Source organism: Actinomyces israelii DSM 43320, assembly GCF_000711965.1.
GTDB lineage: Bacteria > Actinomycetota > Actinomycetes > Actinomycetales > Actinomycetaceae > Actinomyces > Actinomyces israelii.
In genome coordinates, this window is record NZ_JONS01000031.1 from 2,798 (window position 1) to 19,244 (window position 16,447).

General features: G+C 72.0%; 18 protein-coding genes. 11 read left to right on the top strand and 7 right to left on the bottom strand.

Features of this window, described 5'->3' with window-relative positions; all coding sequences use genetic code 11:
* Together O145_RS19260 and O145_RS10805 are read left to right on the top strand one after the other, a co-directional pair.
* Positions 1–424, top strand: a 424-nt coding sequence (locus O145_RS19260) for a sunset domain-containing protein (RefSeq protein ID WP_458859322.1), incomplete at its 5' end; no start/stop codon positions are given.
* Positions 425–659: 235 nt separating this feature from the next.
* The gene (locus O145_RS10805) at positions 660–842 is read left to right on the top strand and encodes a hypothetical protein (protein WP_229118506.1); all 183 of its coding nucleotides are present in this window, start codon (positions 660–662) and stop codon (positions 840–842) included.
* A gap of 626 nt (positions 843–1,468) precedes the next feature.
* Here O145_RS10805 and O145_RS10810 read toward each other — a convergent pair.
* The 4 genes from O145_RS10810 to O145_RS10820 form a co-directional block, all read right to left on the bottom strand.
* Positions 1,469–1,888 (bottom strand): type II toxin-antitoxin system VapC family toxin, encoded by a 420-nt coding sequence (locus tag O145_RS10810; protein ID WP_043562892.1) that lies wholly within the window; start codon positions 1,886–1,888, stop codon positions 1,469–1,471.
* Positions 1,885–2,199: a type II toxin-antitoxin system Phd/YefM family antitoxin gene (locus O145_RS19905; protein WP_084682550.1), complete on the bottom strand. Its 315-nt coding sequence runs from the start codon at positions 2,197–2,199 to the stop codon at positions 1,885–1,887. The genes O145_RS10810 and O145_RS19905 overlap by 4 nt, the downstream gene beginning before the upstream one ends.
* 128 nt (positions 2,200–2,327) lie before the next feature.
* Positions 2,328–3,428, bottom strand: a complete 1,101-nt coding sequence (gene ychF, locus O145_RS10815) for a redox-regulated ATPase YchF (protein WP_043562894.1) — start codon at positions 3,426–3,428, stop codon at positions 2,328–2,330.
* A 260-nt stretch (positions 3,429–3,688) separates the two neighbouring features.
* Entirely contained in the window at positions 3,689–5,227 is a 1,539-nt protein-coding gene (locus O145_RS10820; protein ID WP_052375018.1) for an alpha/beta hydrolase, read from the bottom strand.
* Between O145_RS10820 and O145_RS19610 the strand changes: the two genes are divergently transcribed.
* The 3 genes from O145_RS19610 to O145_RS10830 all read left to right on the top strand — a co-directional run bounded on the left by O145_RS19610 (position 5,214) and on the right by O145_RS10830 (position 7,659).
* On the top strand, positions 5,214–5,339 hold the full coding sequence (locus O145_RS19610) for a hypothetical protein (protein WP_267489930.1): 126 nt from the start codon (positions 5,214–5,216) through the stop codon (positions 5,337–5,339). The two genes, O145_RS10820 and O145_RS19610, sit on opposite strands and share 14 nt — an antisense overlap.
* 97 nt (positions 5,340–5,436) lie before the next feature.
* Positions 5,437–6,672 (top strand): DNA recombination protein RmuC, encoded by a 1,236-nt coding sequence (locus tag O145_RS10825; protein WP_043562895.1) that lies wholly within the window; start codon positions 5,437–5,439, stop codon positions 6,670–6,672.
* 303 nt (positions 6,673–6,975) lie between these two features.
* Positions 6,976–7,659 (top strand): hypothetical protein, encoded by a 684-nt coding sequence (locus O145_RS10830; RefSeq protein WP_043562897.1) that lies wholly within the window; start codon positions 6,976–6,978, stop codon positions 7,657–7,659.
* 39 nt (positions 7,660–7,698) lie between these two features.
* Here the strand turns inward: O145_RS10830 and O145_RS10835 are convergent, their stop codons facing one another.
* Positions 7,699–8,751 carry a 4-hydroxy-3-methylbut-2-enyl diphosphate reductase gene (locus tag O145_RS10835; protein WP_043562931.1) on the bottom strand — a complete coding sequence of 351 codons (1,053 nt, stop codon included), beginning with the start codon at positions 8,749–8,751 and terminating at the stop codon, positions 7,699–7,701.
* A 52-nt stretch (positions 8,752–8,803) separates the two neighbouring features.
* Between O145_RS10835 and xseA the strand changes: the two genes are divergently transcribed.
* The 3 genes from xseA to O145_RS10850 are packed head-to-tail and all read left to right on the top strand — an operon-like array spanning position 8,804 to position 11,453.
* A complete protein-coding gene (gene xseA / locus O145_RS10840) occupies positions 8,804–10,177 on the top strand; it encodes an exodeoxyribonuclease VII large subunit (protein ID WP_043562899.1) in 1,374 nt (457 codons plus the stop codon).
* A 20-nt stretch (positions 10,178–10,197) separates the two neighbouring features.
* Positions 10,198–10,464, top strand: a complete 267-nt coding sequence (locus tag O145_RS10845; RefSeq protein WP_043562901.1) for an exodeoxyribonuclease VII small subunit — start codon at positions 10,198–10,200, stop codon at positions 10,462–10,464.
* Positions 10,465–10,493: 29 nt separating this feature from the next.
* Positions 10,494–11,453 (top strand): carbohydrate kinase family protein, encoded by a 960-nt coding sequence (locus O145_RS10850; protein ID WP_043562903.1) that lies wholly within the window; start codon positions 10,494–10,496, stop codon positions 11,451–11,453.
* Positions 11,454–11,523: 70 nt separating this feature from the next.
* Here the strand turns inward: O145_RS10850 and O145_RS10855 are convergent, their stop codons facing one another.
* Together O145_RS10855 and O145_RS10860 are read right to left on the bottom strand one after the other, a co-directional pair.
* Positions 11,524–12,837, bottom strand: a complete 1,314-nt coding sequence (locus O145_RS10855) for a PhoH family protein (protein WP_043562905.1) — start codon at positions 12,835–12,837, stop codon at positions 11,524–11,526.
* 334 nt (positions 12,838–13,171) lie between these two features.
* A complete protein-coding gene (locus O145_RS10860) occupies positions 13,172–14,005 on the bottom strand; it encodes an undecaprenyl diphosphate synthase family protein (protein ID WP_043562907.1) in 834 nt (277 codons plus the stop codon).
* A 177-nt stretch (positions 14,006–14,182) separates the two neighbouring features.
* Here O145_RS10860 and trhA point away from each other — a divergent pair, with 177 nt between their 5' ends.
* The 3 genes from trhA (at position 14,183) to msrA (ending at position 16,437) form a co-directional block, all read left to right on the top strand.
* Positions 14,183–14,935 (top strand): PAQR family membrane homeostasis protein TrhA, encoded by a 753-nt coding sequence (gene trhA, locus O145_RS10865; protein WP_043562909.1) that lies wholly within the window; start codon positions 14,183–14,185, stop codon positions 14,933–14,935.
* A 109-nt stretch (positions 14,936–15,044) separates the two neighbouring features.
* Positions 15,045–15,539 carry a GreA/GreB family elongation factor gene (locus O145_RS10870; protein ID WP_043562911.1) on the top strand — a complete coding sequence of 165 codons (495 nt, stop codon included), beginning with the start codon at positions 15,045–15,047 and terminating at the stop codon, positions 15,537–15,539.
* A gap of 175 nt (positions 15,540–15,714) precedes the next feature.
* Complete coding sequence (msrA, locus tag O145_RS10875) at positions 15,715–16,437, top strand: peptide-methionine (S)-S-oxide reductase MsrA (RefSeq protein ID WP_043562913.1); 723 nt, start codon at positions 15,715–15,717, stop codon at positions 16,435–16,437.
* Positions 16,438–16,447: the final 10 nt, after the last annotated feature.

Below are 16,447 nucleotides of genomic sequence, written 5' to 3' on the forward strand. Positions count from 1 at the left end.
CGTCATGGCCACCGGCTGGGCACAGGTCGGCTCGGCCTGGTTCTATCTCGGCGCCGACGGCGCCATGTGGCACGACACGTGGATCGCCTCGGGCGGACGATGGTTCTACCTCGACGGCTCAGGAGCCATGGCCATCAACAGGTGGGTCGGCGACTACTATCTCCAGGCTGACGGCTCCATGGCCACAGGGTGGGCGATCGCAGGAGGCACCTGGTACCGCTTCAGCGGGAGCGGCCGGTGGATGAGCAAGTACTGGGAATCCGGCACCTACACCTGCCCCGGCTGGGCCCCGATCAAGGGGAATGCGGACAGCATGATCTATCACCGCCCAGGACAACAGTCCTATAACGTCACCAGGGCCGAGGAGTGCTTCGCCTATCCGTCAGATGCGGAGGCCGCGGGTTACCGGCCCGCGAAAAGGTGACGTCCCGCCATCTGGCGCCGGACAATAGCACTCAAGCCCTCTCGGCCTTCCGCACACATTTTCATCCACGAAGGTTCGGACTCTAATCCACTAAGCCTTCTTCGGATACGGGACTGAAACTCGATGCGGTACGGACGAGAGCGTCGACACACCACATGCGCGGGGCGGAAGCATCGGCTGATGTTTCCGCCCCACGCGCACATTCATCAGCAGCCTACAAGGATCTCCTCCCTGGATGGTCGCGCTCGTCGATGCGGCTCGCGCGTCGCTGTCCACCGGCCAGCCTCACCTGGCCATCGCCGAGCCGACCTCCTGGCGCGAGACCACCGCAGCGATCACCGCGGGCCTGGGCTCCGAACCGGTCGAGCGGCTCGATCCGGACGAGGCCGAGCCCGCCGGCGTCGTTGAGCGACCCTGATCGTGGCGAAGGAAGGGCTGGTCCCCAGACCCGCGAAGAAGTCGGAGTACGAGCTCCGGTTCGCCACGGCCGGGGCGCAGAAGGGCTGGCGCGACCTGGTCGCCACGATGCGCAATGTCATGGCCGACACGTGGGACTTTCTCACGACCACCCCCGCAACCAGGACACCGACGAACTACCCGCTGCGCGACAAGCTCGGCACAATCCATCGAGGCGGTAAGACCTACGAGCGCTGGCAGCACAAGCCGAATCACAGCCGGAAGGCCGGCAGAACTCCGCTGCTACACGTGCCGAAAACACCCGCACCGGACCGCCGAGCGGACCGAAGGATGTCCGTCAGAATGACATTGGCGGCCCAACCTGACAAGGCGCGAGCAGAGAAACCGCATGATTGCAAGGGTCTCTCCGAGAGAGCAGAGCGCTCAAAGGCCACAATGTCATTCTGACGGACACCTCGTCCCAAGCCCATGCCTGCGCACAGCATGGTTCCCCGCTCCACACACGATCGGGACCACTCAGGCAGGTGCGCGGGTGAGAGCATCGGTCCCGACGACGCCCACGCATGCCGACCCGCACCCCTCAGGCGAACCGGCCCCGCGGTGAGCCGGAGCTCCACGACGTCACCTTCAAGAGTCGGCCCCAGCCGGGGCCGCCCCGGGAGCGACCACCCGAAGTCCCACGGACCGGGCGGCCTTGCTGAGCCTGCGGTCGTAGGTGAGGACGGCGGCGGCATCGAGCCGCATCGCCGCTTCAAGGTGCAGCGCATCAAGAGTCCGCAGGTACGGCATGGGCAGCAGGCCGGCGCTACGGTAGACAGCCCGATCGAGAGCGGCTAGCGAGACACCGTCAAGGAGCCGAGTCACGTCAGCCTGATCAATACCCTCCCGGACGGCGAGACGACGCAGCTCGACCTCGAGGAGGTCACTGGAGACCAGCATGTCCGAGGTCTGGTCGAGCCAGTTCTCCAAGGCGTCGCTCTCGAGCCGCTCGACCAGCAAAGCCCCCAGGGCGGAGGTGTCGACATATACGACTGTCCGTGACGTCACTGCCGGTCCTCGCGCAGCTCATCGAGAGTCTCGGCAAGACTGGGCGCTCCGGCTCTCCGCGCGATCCCTAAAGCCGCCCATCCGCCCTGACGTCGTGCCGGTCGAACGATCCTCAAGGCGGGCGCAGGCTCCTCGAGTGGCACGATCCTCGCCACCGGAACCCCCCTGTTGGTCACGACAAAAGACTGGCCCTCGCTCACTGCACGCAGCACCCGGCCAGACTCGTTGCGCAGCTCGCGCTGAGACAGACTCCTGAGCTGGGGCTCAACACCGGTCACGACCGCAAGTGTAGCATTCGCGCTACATGGCATGATGGCATGGACGCGGACAGGAATGCGTCAGGGCCGCCCGGCTCCGGCCCCCTCCCAGCGCGCCGAGCATCCGTCAGGGCCACAGAGCTCGAGACACCGCCCCTCCGCGCCGTTACGCGTTGAAGCCGTCACACATTGAAACGGAACTCGACCACGTCGCCGTCGCGCATCACGTAGTCCTTGCCCTCCATGCGGACGCGGCCGTGAGCGCGGGCCTCGGCCACGGAGCCGTGCTCCATGAGATCGTCGTAGCTGACGATCTCGGCCTTGATGAAGCCGCGCTCGAAGTCCGTGTGGATGACGCCGGCAGCCTGCGGCGCCGTCATCCCCTTGCGGATGGTCCAGGCCCGGGACTCCTTCTCCCCCGCCGTCAGATAGGTCTGCAGCCCGAGGGTCTCGAAGCCGACCCGCGCCAGCTTGTCCAGGCCGGACTCCTCCTGGCCGTTCTCGTGCAGCAGCTCCGCTGCCTCGTCGGGCTCCAGCTCCACCAGCTCGGCCTCGAACTGGGCGTCCAGGAACACCGCCTCCGCCGGGGCCACCAGCTCGCGCAGCTCGGCCTGCCTCGCCTCGTCGTTCATACCGGCGTCGTCCATGTTGAACACGTAGATGATCGGCTTGGTCGTCATGAGCTGGAAGGTGCGCAGCACGTCGACGTCGATCCCGGCCCTGTCGGCGGTGCCCGAGGCCACGGCCGCGGAGAGCACGGCCCCCTCTCCCAGCAGCCCGAGGGCGGCGCGCGCCGTCTCCAGCACCGCGGCGTCGGTCTTCCTGCCGCGCACCTCCTTCTCCAGGCGCGGGACCGCCTTCTCCAGGGTCTGGATGTCGGCCAGGATCAGCTCGGTGGCAATGGTCTCGATGTCGCCGGCGGGGTCGATCTTGCCGTCGACGTGGGTGACGTCGGGGTCGTCGAAGGCGCGGGTCACCATGCAGATCGCGTCGGCCTCGCGGATATTGGCCAGGAACTGGTTGCCCAGCCCCTCGCCCTCGCTGGCCCCGCGCACGATCCCGGCGATGTCGACGAAGGAGACGGTCGCGGGCACCACCTTGGCGCTGTGGAACATCTCGGCCAGCCGGTCCAGGCGCGCGTCCGGCAGTGGCACGACGCCGATATTCGGCTCGATCGTGGCGAAGGGGTAGTTCGCCGCGAGCACGGTCGCGCGGGTGAGGGCGTTGAACAGGGTGGACTTGCCGACGTTGGGCAGTCCGACGATTCCGATGGTGAGTGCCACGGCGCGATTCTAACGACCGTGCCGCCGGCCGGGCCCGCAGGACCGATCTCGAGCCGGAACCGGACCGATCTCGGCGCGGAAGTGAACCGATCTCGGCGCGGAACCGGACCGATCTCGGCGAAGGGGCCGCGGCGGGCCCGGCCGCGGCGGGCCCGGCCGCAGCGGACCCGACCGCAGCGGGCCCGACCGCAGCGAGCCCGATAGCGTCGCACACAGCCGCGCCCCGGCCGGGCTCACCGCCCCCGGCCGCGCCCGCCCGCCTACCCGCCCGTCGGATTCGTCACGACAGAGGCGAGGTCGTGCCAGGTCGTGTAGAAGCCGCCGACGGCGTTGCCCACCAGCCCCAGCGCCACCGCCACGAGCACCGCGGCCGTCAGGACCGCCGCCGTCCGGGCCGCGAACAAGCCGACGCGCGCCGGCAGGCCGGGCCGGGCCCCGTCGTCGTCCTCGGAGGCCGGTGCGGGCACCAGCAGCGGCCCCCACCTGAGCAGCGCCGCCACGCCCGCCACCGCGATCAGCCCCGCCACGACCCGCGCGGGCAGCCCCGCGGGCGACGTGGGCTTGATGACCGCGGCGGCGTCGCCCCGGTCGGCGGCAGGGGTGTCGACAATGGCCGCCACATCGCCGTCGGCGTGCGGGCTCGAGGGCGCGTCCAGCCCCACGGCGGACCACAGCTGGGGATCCTGCCCCCACCACTGGAGCATTGTCGGAAAGCGCTCGGCCCACAGCGGCCAGGCGTGGCCGCCGGTCTCCGGCGTGTCCGGGGTGACGGAGTCGGGGGCGCGGGCGGCGTCGGCCATTCGCCAGGCGGTCTGCGCCGAGCCTAGCGGGTCGTCCTGGGCGCCCATGACGTAGAAGCGGGTGCCCTGGGGCTTGTGGGCGGCCAGTATGGTGGACAGGGTGTACTGGTCGATGACCCTGCGCCCCAGGGTGGACAGGCCTCCCTCGGTGGGCGCGTTGAAGGCCGATATCACTCCCGCGGCGCCGAACTGGCCGGGGTTCTCGATGGCGACCCACCCCGCGCAGTAGGCGCCCGAGGAGATCCCCATGACCATCCACGCCTGCCGGTCGGAGGAGACGTTGGGGAAGGTCGCCTGGACCATGCGCGGGATCTCCTGGGCCTCCCAGGTGCCGACCTGGGGCCGCCCCTGCAGGTTGGCGCAGTCGTGCGGGTTGTCATCCACGTCCAGGGAGGGAATGACCACGATCGACGGCGGGATGCGCCCGGCGTCAATGGCGGCCTGCAGCGACTGGCCCGACCGCAGGCCGTCGATCATGGAGTCGGGGGTGCCGGTGTAGCCGTGGAGCTCCTCGATGACGGCGTAGGTGCGCCCGTCGTCCGGCTTGTACCCCGAGGGCAGGATGACCTTGACCTGCAGGCTGACGCCGCTGACCGGGCCGGTCCAGGTCGCCATCTTCGAGCCGTCGCCCGCGTCCGTGAAATCGGCCTTCCAGGCGTCGGCGGGAGCGGCGTCGAGCTGCTTCTGGGTCGCCAGGGGCAGGACGGTGCCGGCGCCGGCGGGCTGGAAGGACAGCGAGCCAATGACGTCGCCGACGGTCTCCAGGTAGTGCCCGGCGCGGTTGACGACCAGCCCGCCGACCGCCAGGAGCATGGTCGTGGGCAGGACGACGGCGAGGGCCGCGGCTCCCCAGCGCGACAGGCGCCCGGCCTGCGGGCGGGCCTTCCGCCCGGCGCACCCCAGCAGCACAGCCGCGAGAAGCACCGCGCACACCAGAAGAAGCATCATCAGTGCCAGAAGGCGCTTCGATTCCAGGGAGACGCCCATGATCGCTGTCATGGCGGCCATTCTGCCAGTGCCGGCGGCGCCCGCCGCTGTCTCGGCGATCACCGCGCGGGGCGCGCCGAGCCTGCGGACACCCGGCCGCGAACCGATCTCGACGCGGAAGTGAACCGATCTCGGCGAAGGGGGGCGGGGAAGGGCGCGGCCGGCGCCTCTGGTGCTAAGGGCAGCCGATTCGTGTCACACCCCTGTGAGACGGTGAGACCATGACCACCATCGGCCTGCCTGTGCTCCTCCTCATGATCGGCGTCGTCCTGGGCGCGGCGCTCGGGTACTCCGCCGCCCTGACCCGCACCGCGCGCAGCCAGGCGGTCGGGGGCGACGCCGCAAGCGCGTTGCGCGCCGAGGCGGCGCAGTGGCGGGCGCGGGCCGAGGAGCTGGCGGAGCGGGCCGAGCTCGCCGAGGAGCGGGCCGAGCGCGACGGCTCGGTCCTGCGCGCGCTGGCGCCCGTGCGCGCGCAGCTGGAGCAGATGGGCTCCCGCGTTGAGGCCGTGGGCTCCAAGGTGGAGACCATGGAGCGCCGGCGCTCGGCCCAGCACGCCGCGCTCGCCGAGCAGCTGCGGGTCGGCGCCGAGGCCGATCGGGAGCTCCGCCGGGCGACGACGGCGCTCGAGGGGGCGCTGCGCTCGCGCTCGGCCCGCGGCGTGTGGGGCGAGGTCGAGCTGGCGCGGGTGCTCGAGCTGTCGGGCATGATGCCGCACGTCGACTTCGTCGAGCAGCGCTCGGTCGGCGCGGTGGTGGGGCGGCGAGCGGGCGCAGCCCCGGGCCGGGACGCCGCTCGGAGCAGGCCCGACGTCGTCATCCACCTGCCGGGCTCGGGCCACCTGGCCCTGGACGCCAAGGTGCCCCTGGACTCCTACCTGACCGCTGCGACCATGGGGCAGGCGGAGGATGATCCGGACGGCTCCGAGCGCCGCAGGCTGCTGGCCGCGCACGCACGCGCACTTCGCGGTCATGTCGACGCCCTCGCGGAGCGTCACTACGACCGCCACCTGAAGGACTCCCCCGAGCTCGTCGTGCTCTTCATCCCCGCCGAGCCCGTCCTGGCCGCGGCGCTGGACGCGGATCCGGCGCTGCTGGAGCACGCCCTGGGGCGGGGAGTCGCCCTGGCGACCCCCTCGTCGCTGCTGGCGCTGCTGCGCGTGTGCGCCACGGCCTGGGCGCGCACCGCGGTCAACGACGACGCCCGCGAGCTGGTCGAGCTGGGGCGCACGCTCTACGAGCGCCTGGGCGCCGTGGCCGGCCACCTGGACGCGCTGGGCACCGCGCTGAGCCGCTCGGTGACCGCCTACAACCGGGCCGTCGGATCGGTGGAGTCGCGGCTGCTCGTCACCGCCAGGTCCTTCAACGCCCTCGGCGAGGGGCTGTCCTCGCCCGCGCCGATCGACCCCGACGCCGCCCAAGTGAGGCAATTCACAAATCCGGAGGTCAGCTCGACCTAGTCCCCAGCGCCGGCCCGAGGAGGCAATCCCGCCCAGAGCCAGGAAGAACCAACAGGTCACGTGACCGTAACGGACTTTTGGCTGAGTCGGCAGTACAAAAGTCGCATCGGTTCCATGAGCCTTCGCGGCGTGGACTGCGCTGGTACGCGCATTGCCAGCGCCGACCGACGTCGTCGGGACAATACGGATCTTTCCCGGGCACGCCGCCTGTTGCCACCGCCTCCCTGGCACCTGTAGGCAGACGCGCCGCGCACGATATAAGGTTTCCCACGTCCCTGGTACGTAACGAAAAGGTCTCTTGCCATGGCTACGAGTCTCCTGAGCACCACCACGATCCGTCCCACAATCCCCGGCGCCGACCTGAGCCTGGAGGACGCCCGTACCGCAGCCGAGGTGGGGCGTGTCATCAGCCGCCTGGAGACGCTCGCCTCCGAGCAGGAGCGCCTTCAAGCGAAGCTGGCCACCCTGCGCGACGAGCGCGACAGGCTTATCCTGCGCGGCCTCGCCCACGGCATGAGCTCTTCCGAGCTGGCGGCCAGGGCGCGCCTGACGGGGGCTCGTGTGCGCGCCATCGCCGACGCCGCAGCCGCCTCCTCGGCCCGCGAGCGCGTGGCCACCGCCGTCGCCCGGCTCGTCGCCCACACTCCCGCCATGTGCACCACCTACGGCGCGCTGGCCGACGCCGTCGGCATCGGCTCGGCCAAGGGCGTCGCCTCATCGCTGGCTTCCAACCCCGACGTCTCCGGGCGCGCCGGCGCCCGCGTGCTGCTGCTGCGCTGGGCCGCCCCGACGCTGGGCGGATATGTCATCCCCGCCAGCGAGCCCGCCTGGCAGACTCAGGGCGAGGACACCGCCACGCGCCTGGAGTGCCTCCAGGACGAGGGCCTGGTGACCGAGGTGGAGACCCCTGACGGGTCGGCGTGGATCGTCCCCTTCGACAAGGTCTGCGCCGACCACGTCCGCCTGTCCCAGATCGTCGCCGCCTGACGACCGGCTCTGCGGGCGTCCCACAGGCCGCCGCCCGTATCAGCAGGTGTGATCGGCTGCGGGCTCGCGCCGGTGCGCAGGCCGGAGGCCGCCTGCGGCGGCCTTGATGTCGGCGCGCAGGTTCTTGGGCAGTGAGAAGGAGATCTTCTCCGTGACGGTACGCACCAGCTCGACCTCGCCGAAGCCCATCTCACCGAGGCGCTCGATGACCTCGCGCACGAGGATCTCGGGGACCGAGGCGCCCGAGGTCAGCCCCACCGTCCTCGCCCCGGCGAACCAGGACTCCTCCAGCTCGCGGGCGTAGTCCACCCGGTGGGCGGCCGGCGCGCCCGCCTCGAGGGCGACCTCCTTCAGGCGCACCGAGTTGGAGGAGTTGCCCGAGCCGACCACGACCATGACGTCCACGAGCGGCGCGATCGCCTTGACCGCCCCCTGACGGTTCTGGGTGGCGTAGCAGATGTCCTCACCGGGCGGGTCGGCCAGGTGCGGGAAGCGCTCGCGCAGAAGACGGACCGTCTCCAGGGTCTCGTCCACGCTCAGGGTCGTCTGACTGATCCACACGACCTTCTCCGGGTCGCGCACAGTGACGGCCCCCACCTCGTGGGGGCCGTTGACGACCTGGATGCGGTCCGGCGCCTCGCCGCGGGTCCCCTCGACCTCCTCGTGACCGGTGTGGCCTACCAGGATGATGTCGTAGTCGCTCTTGGCGAAGCGGATCGCCTGCTTGTGAACCTTGGTCACCAGCGGGCAGGTGGCGTCGATCGTCTGCAGGTGGCGGGAGGCGGCCTGGGCGTGCACGGCCGGGGAGACGCCGTGGGCGGAGAAGATGACGCGCGAGCCCTCGGGCACCTCGTCGGTCTCGGAGACGAAGATCGCCCCGCGCCGGGTCAGCGCCTCGACGACGTACTTGTTGTGGACGATCTCCCTGCGCACATAGACCGGGGCCCCGTAGTGCGCCAGTGCCTGCTCGACGGCGTCGACGGCGCGGTCCACCCCGGCGCAGTAGCCGCGCGGGGCCGCCAGGAGGATTCTGCCGGTGCCGGAGTCGGTGGACCCGCAGCCGGCGGGCTGTGCGGTGGGGCGGTCGGTCACGCGACCACTGTGCCACAGCCCGACGCCGGCCCCCAGGGCGGAACGTGGCACAGTGGTGCACGTGACAGTGCCCAGCGCCTCCCAGCCCCCGTCAGCGGCGGGGCCCGCCTCGCCCGCAGGAGCCCCGCTCGCCCGCCTGGCCCGGGACACCACCCCGACCAACCCGTGGCCGCTGCGCCTGCTGTCGTCCAAGATCGACGACTACGTGGCGCGCATGACCTACGTGTGGGTCGAGGGCCAGGTCGTCCAGTTCAACCGCCGCCCCGGCTCGGGCATGCAGTACCTCTCGCTGCGCGACACCGACGCCGACATGTCCATGTCGGTGTCGATCTTCACCCGCGACCTGGCGGCCCTGGAGACGGCCGCGGGCGCGCAGGTGGGCGAGGGCGCGCGCGTCGTCGTCCACGCCAAGCCGCGCTTCTGGCCCAAGCGCGGCAGCCTGGAGCTGCGGGCGGACGACATCCGGCCGGTCGGCGTCGGCGACCTGCTGGCCCGCATCGAGCAGCTGCGCCGGGTGCTGGCCGCCGAGGGCCTGTTCGCCCCCGAGCGCAAGCGCCCCCTGCCCTTCCTGCCGCGCGCGGTCGGTCTGGTCTGCGGCCGGGGCGCCAAGGCCAAGGACGACGTGCTGGTCAATGCCCGGCTGCGCTGGCCCGGCCTGCCCTTCATCGTCCGCGAGGTCGCGGTCCAGGGCGCGCAGGCCGTGCGCGAGGTGACGGCTGCGATCCGCGACCTGGACGGCGATGAGTCCATCGACGTCATTGTGATCGCCCGCGGCGGGGGCGCCGTCGAGGACCTGCTCCCCTTCAGCGACGAGGGCCTCGTGCGGACGGCGTCCGCTGCCCGTACCCCGATCGTCTCGGCCATCGGGCACGAGACCGACTGCCCGCTGCTGGACCTCGTCGCCGACTACCGGGCCTCCACCCCCACCGACGCCGCCCGGCGCATCGTGCCCGACCTGGCCGAGGAGACGGTCGGGCTCGACTCGGCGCGCGAGCGGATGCGGGGCGTCCTGACGGCGCGGCTGGAGGCCGAGCAGCGCGGCCTGGACCAGGTGCGCGCCCGGCCCGTCATGGCCGATCCCACCGTCATCGTCCGGGACAGGGAGACCGAGCTCGCCCAGGCCCGCGAGCGCGTGCGCCGCGCCCTGGGCACGGCCCTGTCGCTGGCGCAGGCGGACCTGCGCGCCGAGCACGCGCGCCTGACCGCCCTGTCCCCCCAGGGGGTGCTCGACCGCGGCTACGCCATCCTGCGCAAGCCCGGCGGAGCGATCATCACCAGGGCCGAGGACGTCAAGAAGGGCGACCTCATTGAGGGCGTGCTCGCCTCCGGGCGCATGGTCGCCCAGGTGGTGGGGGCCACCAAGCCGGCCCCCGGGCCCGACCCGACTTCAGAGTCGCAGCCCCAGACCCGCCCACGCGGGGCGTGAGACGTGCAACAATCCACACCATGAGCCTGTCCTCTCCTACCGGTGCCACCGACCCGCCCAACGGCTCGTCCGACGCCAATGCTGACGTCGCGACGCTGTCCTACGAACGCGCCCGGGAGGAGCTCGTCTCCGTCGTCCAGCACCTCGAGGCCGGTCAGGTTCCCCTGGAGGAGGCGCTCACGCTGTGGGAGCGCGGCGAGGCCCTCGCCGCCCGCTGCCAGGCCTGGCTCGACGACGCGCGCGCCCGCCTGGCCGCCGTCGCCGAGCGCGAGAAGGCCTCCTCCTGACACTGTCACCTCCACCGCAAGGAGCCACCATGACCGCCCCCGGCCGCCCAGGAACCGCTCTCGTCATCGGCGAGGCCCTCGTCGATGTCGTCATCCGCCCCAACGAATCGCCCACTGACATCCCCGGCGGATCGCCGGCCAACGTGGCTCTCGGCCTGGCCAGGCTGGGTCGCGACGCCGAGCTCGACTGCTGGATCGGCACCGACGCCCGCGGCAAGGCCATCCGCTCCCACCTCGAGGCCGATGGCGTGCGGCTGACCCCGGGCTCCGACGGCGCCGCGCACACCTCGACCGCCAAGGCCACCATCGGCCCGGACGGCGCCGCCTCCTACGTCTTCGACCTGAGCTGGGAGCCGCCCTACCCCACCCGCGCCGAGGGCGCCGAGCCCCCGGTGCTCGTCCACACCGGCTCGATCGCGGCCATTCTCGCTCCCGGGGCGGCCACGGTGGAGAAGGTACTGGCCGACTTCCGCGCCACCTCGACCGTGTGCTACGACCCCAACGCGCGCCCCCAGCTCATGGGGGAGCCGGCCGGGGCGCGCGCCATTGTCGAGCGGCTCGTCGCCCTGTCTGACCTGGTCAAGTGCTCGGACGAGGACATTGCCTGGCTCTACGGCGTGGACACCTCCGAGGAGTCCGCGCTCCAGGAGGTCCTGGCCGACTGGCTCAGGCACGGTCCGGCCGTCGTTGTGGTGACCCGGGGCAAGCACGGCGCCCTGGCGCTGACCGCCTCCGGGCTGCGCCTGGAGGTCCCGGCGGACCCGAGCGTCGTCGTGGCCGACACGGTCGGCGCCGGCGACTCCTTCATGGGCGGCCTCGAGGACGGCCTGTGGTCCGAGGGCCTCGTGGGAGCGGACCGGCGCGAGGCGCTGCACGCCATTGACGCCGCCACGCTGGAGCGCGTCGTGCGCCACGCGGCGGCGATCGCCGACATCACGGTCTCGCGCGAGGGCGCGAACCCGCCCACCCGCGCCGATCTCAAGGACTGAGGCGCCTCGGTCGCCCCGAGAAGGGCCCGCGGCTCCGCCCTCGCCGGCGGGGCCGCGGGCCCGGTGCCCCTCAGTACCGGGGCACGTCGTCGAGCATGCGGGTGACCAGCTCGGCGATCGGGCTGCGCTCGGTGCGCACCAGGTCGATGTGCGCGAACAGGTCCTTCCCCTTGAGGGACTCGACCACGCTCGCCACCCCGTCCCAGCGGCCCACACGCAGGTTGTCGCGCTGAGCGACGTCATGGGTGAGCACTACCTTGGAGCCCTGGCCGATGCGCGAGAGCACGGTCAGCAGGACGTTGCGCTCCAGGGACTGCGCCTCGTCGACGATGACGAAGGCGTCGTGCAGGGAGCGCCCGCGCACGTGGGTCAGCGGGAGGACCTCGAGCTGGCCCAGGCTCGTGACGCGCTGGACGCGCTCGGCGGGCACGACCGACGACAGGGTGTCGAAGACCGCCTCCGCCCAGGGCGTCATCTTCTCCTCGGTGTCGCCCGGCAGGAAGCCGAGGTTCTGCCCGCCCACCGCGTACAGGGGCCGGAAGACCATGACCTTGCGGTGCTCGCGGCGGTTGACGACGGCGTCGAGCCCGGCGGCCAGAGCCAGCGCGGACTTGCCGGTGCCCGCGCGCCCGCCGAGCGAGACGATCCCGATCTCGGGGTTGATCAGGTGGTCGATGGCGATGCGCTGCTCGGCGCTGCGCCCCCGCACCCCGAAGACCTCGCGGTCCGGGCGCACCAGCCGCAGCGCCCCGCCGACGACGGTGGCCAGGGCCGAGCCCCGCGACGAGGTGGCGATCACGCCGGTGTGCACGGGCTGGTCCGCCAGGTCCTCGGCGGTCTCGCGGTCGATCAGCCCGGCGACGGGCACGGGCTCCTCATCCCACAGCCGGGACATCTCCTCCTCGCTCAGCGCCGCCTCCCCCATGCCGGTGTAAACCTCCTGGGAGGCGAGCTCGGCGCGGTACTGGTCGGCCGCCAGGCCGAGCGAGGAGGCCTTGATCCGCATGGGCAGGTCCTTGGAGACCACGACGACGTCCTGGCCGGCTTTGGCCAGCGAGGCGGCCACGGACAAGATGCGGGTGTCGTTGTCCCCCAGGCGCATACCGGTCGGCAGGACCCGGTCATCGACTCCGTTGAGCTCCACGCGCAGCGTGCCGCCCTGGTCGCCGACGGGCACCGGCAGGTCCAGCCGCCCGTGCTGGGCGCGCAGGCCGTCCAGCAGGCGCAGCGCCGTGCGGGCGAAGTAGCCCAGCTCGGCGTCGTGGCGCTTGCCCTCCAGCTCGGTGACCACCGTGACCGGCAGGACGACGGCGTGCTCGTCGAAGCGCAGTGGCGCGTGGGGGTCCGACAGGAGGACCGATGTGTCCAGGACGTAGGTGCGCACGAGTGCCTTCCCTTCCGCTGCCGCTCTGCTGCGGGCGCTTCCGCTGAGGGCGGCCCCGGCGGACCGCCCCGAGGCCTCCACGGTACGGGGATGCGGCCGCCGTGCACAGGGCCGCAGGGGCGGCGGGGGCCGGGCGCCCGGGGCGCCGGGCCGACGGGGGCCGCGGCCAAGGTCCGCGCCATCGTCCGCGCCATCGGAGGTGGCGGCGCGCCGCGCGCGCGGGCGCCGGGAGCCGGCGTGCATCGCCAGCACCTGGCCGGAGGGGCGCGCCGCGCGCGGGCGCCGGGCTCGCGACGCCGGAGGCGGCGGGCGACGGCCGAGGATCCTGGCGCTCCTACCGGCCCATGCGGCGCTCCCGGCCGGCGTAGTCGCGCAGGGCGCGCAGGAAGTCGATGCGCCGGAAGGCCGGCCAGTTGACCTCGCAGAAGTAGAACTCGGAGTGGACCGACTGCCACAGCAGGAAGCCCGAGAGCCGCTGCTCGCCGGAGGTGCGGATCACCAGGTCCGGGTCCGGCTGCCCCTTGGTGTACAGGTGGTCGGTGATGTCCTCCTCGGACAGGGCCGCCGCCACGTCCTCGAGGCTGTCGCCGGCAGCCGCCCGCTCGCGCAGGAGGTCCCGCACGGCGTCAGCGATCTCCTGCCGGCCCCCGTACCCCACCGCGATATTGACGTGCATGCGCTCGTCGGCCGCCCCCGGCCGGCCGGCCGGTCGCGCGTCGTCGCCGTCCCGCACCCCGCCGTCGTCGGCCCCCTGGGGCGCGGCCGTGGAGGCGACGGCGCTGCGCAGGCGCTCGGCGACGGATGCGGGCAGCAGATCGACGGCGCCGACCAGGCGCAGGCGCCAGCGGCCGGCGGAGGCGAGCTCGTCGATCGCGTCGGCGATAATGTCGAGCAGGGGGGAGAGCTCGGACGGGTCCCGGGAGAGGTTGTCGGTGCTCAGCAGCCACAGGGTGACCATGTGCACACCCGCTATCTGCGCCCAGCCGAGGAACTCCTCGATCTTGTCCGCGCCGCGCTTGTGCCCCTGGGCGGTGCCGAAGCCCCTGGTGCGGGCCCAGCGCCGGTTGCCATCGAGGATGACGCCGACGTGACCGGGCACCCGTTCGGGTTCGATCTGCGCGGCCAGGCGGCGCTCGTAGAACTCGTAGACGAGGTTTTTCCCTGCCATGCCTCATTCCTCCCCGGGCACGGTCGTCCCCCATGCGCTGACGCCCGCGAGCCCTGGGGCAACGGTAGCGCGAGTGAGGTGCTTCCCACCCTTCCACCCGAACCTACGGCAGCGTAACCTACGGTACCGTAAGTTGTTGTCGCGGGTCACGTGAGCCGATCTTAAGGAGGTCCGCTGATGAGCATCCAGGCTCCTGTGCACGAGACTGTCGGTGCACCTGATGACACCAGCGCCGTCGAGGAGGCCGCCGTGCAGAGCACCACGGGCAGGAAGCCCTCTCTGACCTACGACGGGTACCCCAAGCCGCACCTGCGCGGCTGGATCCATGCGTGCGTCGCGCCCCTGGCCGTGGCCGCGTGCGTCGTGCTGACCGTCCTGGCCCCCGGCACCGCCCTGACCTGGGCGTGCGCCGCCTACCTGACCTCGTCCCTGCTGCTCTTCGCCAACTCCGGCGCGTATCACATCTCCAGCGGCCGCCTGTCGCGCCGCATCTCCGTCACCCTCCAGTCCTTCGACCACTCCAACATCTTCCTGCTGATCGCCGGCACCTACACGCCCCTGTCGGTGGCCCTGCTGAGCGGCGGGACCGCCGCGCTCGTGCTGGGCATCGTGTGGGGCGGGGCGGTGCTGGGCATCGTCAAGTGCCTGGTGTGGCGGAGCGCCCCGCGCTGGCTGTCCACCGTGCTGTACGTGGCCCTCGGCTGGGTGGCGTTCTGGTTCCTGCCCCAGTTCTGGGTCACCGGCGGACCCGCGATCGTGTGCCTGCTCCTGGCGGGGGGCGTCCTGTACACTGTCGGCGGCGTCATCTACGTCCGCCAGCGCCCCGACCCCTCGCCCATGTGGTTCGGCTTCCACGAGATCTTCCACCTGTGCACGGTGGCGGGGTGGGCCTGTCACTGCGTGGCCTGCTACCTCGCCGTCCTGGGCTGAGGACCGCCGGGCGCTGCGGCCGGGACGGGAAGCCGGCGGGCACGCCGGGGACCGGGGCAACGAGGGCTAAGATCACGGATTGTACTCGTCGTTCAGTCTAGGAGGATCCATGGCCGAGGAGACTACCGAGCAGCAGGGCACCTGGCTCACACAGGAGGCCTTCGACCGCCTTACCGAGGAGCTGCGTCGCCGCAAGGAGACCGACCGCAAGGAGATCGCCGCGCGCGTCGAGGCCGCCCGCCAGGAAGGCGACCTGCGCGAGAACGCGGGCTACCACGCCGCACGCGAGGAGGCCGGGCTCAACGAGGCCCGAATCATCCAGCTCACCGAGATGCTTGAGAGCGCCCAGATCGGTGAGGCCGCCTCGGACGGCTCGGTGTCGGCCGGAACGGTCGTGACCGCCAAGGTCGCCGGCAAGGAGCAGCGCTTCGCGCTCGGCGGACAGGAGATCACCGCGGACGTTCCCGACGGCGTCAAGGTCTTCTCCCCCGACGCACCGCTCGGCAAGGCGCTCATGGGGCACCGGGCCGGCGAGACCGTCACCTACGCCGCTCCCACCGGCAAGGAGATCGAGGCGGAGATCGTCGACGTCACGACGCTCTGAGACGGCCCTGAGACGGCTCGCGGCCCTCGCGCCCGCTCAGACCGACTACCGCGTGCGGGCAGTCGCGGCGCATTGCTGCGACGGCCCGCACGCGCATTTATTCCTCCCGGCCGGGTGTACGCCGACGGCGCACCGCCTGGCGCTGCGGGGAGGCGGAGGACGTAGCGTGTGCGCCATGACAACCGCAAGCCTCTCGCCCGTCTCCCGCAACACCGTGATTCCCGGCCGCGAGGACGGCGTGCTGCCGGAGCCCGGCGAGCACGTCGTCCTCGGCGCCCCGTTGAACGGCCCCTGGCCGGAGGGCACCGAAGTGATCTACCTGGCGGGCGGCTGCTTCTGGGGCGTGGAGCGCCTTCTGTGGCGCCTGCCCGGCGTCGTCGTCACCGCCGTCGGCTATATGGGCGGGACCACGCCCAACCCCACCTACCGGGAGGTGTGCACCGGGGCCACCGGCCATGCCGAGACGGTGCGGGCGGCCTACGACCCCGCCGCCGTCGGGGCCGGCGGCGAGGCGCTGCTGCGCACCTTCTGGGAGAACCACGACTCGACCCGCCTGAACCGGCACGGCAACGACGTCGGCACCCAGTACCGCTCGGCGGTGTGGACGACGACGCCCGCACAGGCGGCGGCCGCCCGCGGGATCCGCGACCTCTTCCAGGGCGAGCTGACCCGCCTGGGGCTGGGGAGGTGCGTGACGACGATCGCGCCGGCCGACGGGCTGTACGCCGAGCTCGGCGGCCCCTTCTACCTGGCCGAGGACTACCACCAGGGGTACCTGCACAAGAACCCGGGCGGCTACTGCAACCACGGCCCCAACGGGGTGACCTGCCCGGTGGGCGTGGCGGACCTGCCCGCCCAGACCGACGTCCTGCCGCCCGAGCGCGTCTCCGGCGCCTGAGCCCTGACGT

Coding starts and splice junctions, on each gene's coding strand:
- O145_RS10805 (WP_229118506.1), top strand. CDS start 660: ATGGTCGCGCTCGTCGATGCGGCTCGCGCGTCGCTGTCCACCGGCCAG.
- O145_RS19905 (WP_084682550.1), bottom strand. CDS start 2,199: ATGCCATGTAGCGCGAATGCTACACTTGCGGTCGTGACCGGTGTTGAG.
- O145_RS19610 (WP_267489930.1), top strand. CDS start 5,214: ATGATCGCTGTCATGGCGGCCATTCTGCCAGTGCCGGCGGCGCCCGCC.
- O145_RS10820 (WP_052375018.1), bottom strand. CDS start 5,227: ATGACAGCGATCATGGGCGTCTCCCTGGAATCGAAGCGCCTTCTGGCA.
- O145_RS10825 (WP_043562895.1), top strand. CDS start 5,437: ATGACCACCATCGGCCTGCCTGTGCTCCTCCTCATGATCGGCGTCGTC.
- O145_RS10830 (WP_043562897.1), top strand. CDS start 6,976: ATGGCTACGAGTCTCCTGAGCACCACCACGATCCGTCCCACAATCCCC.
- O145_RS10845 (WP_043562901.1), top strand. CDS start 10,198: ATGAGCCTGTCCTCTCCTACCGGTGCCACCGACCCGCCCAACGGCTCG.
- O145_RS10850 (WP_043562903.1), top strand. CDS start 10,494: ATGACCGCCCCCGGCCGCCCAGGAACCGCTCTCGTCATCGGCGAGGCC.
- O145_RS10860 (WP_043562907.1), bottom strand. CDS start 14,005: ATGGCAGGGAAAAACCTCGTCTACGAGTTCTACGAGCGCCGCCTGGCC.
- trhA (WP_043562909.1), top strand. CDS start 14,183: ATGAGCATCCAGGCTCCTGTGCACGAGACTGTCGGTGCACCTGATGAC.
- O145_RS10870 (WP_043562911.1), top strand. CDS start 15,045: ATGGCCGAGGAGACTACCGAGCAGCAGGGCACCTGGCTCACACAGGAG.
- msrA (WP_043562913.1), top strand. CDS start 15,715: ATGACAACCGCAAGCCTCTCGCCCGTCTCCCGCAACACCGTGATTCCC.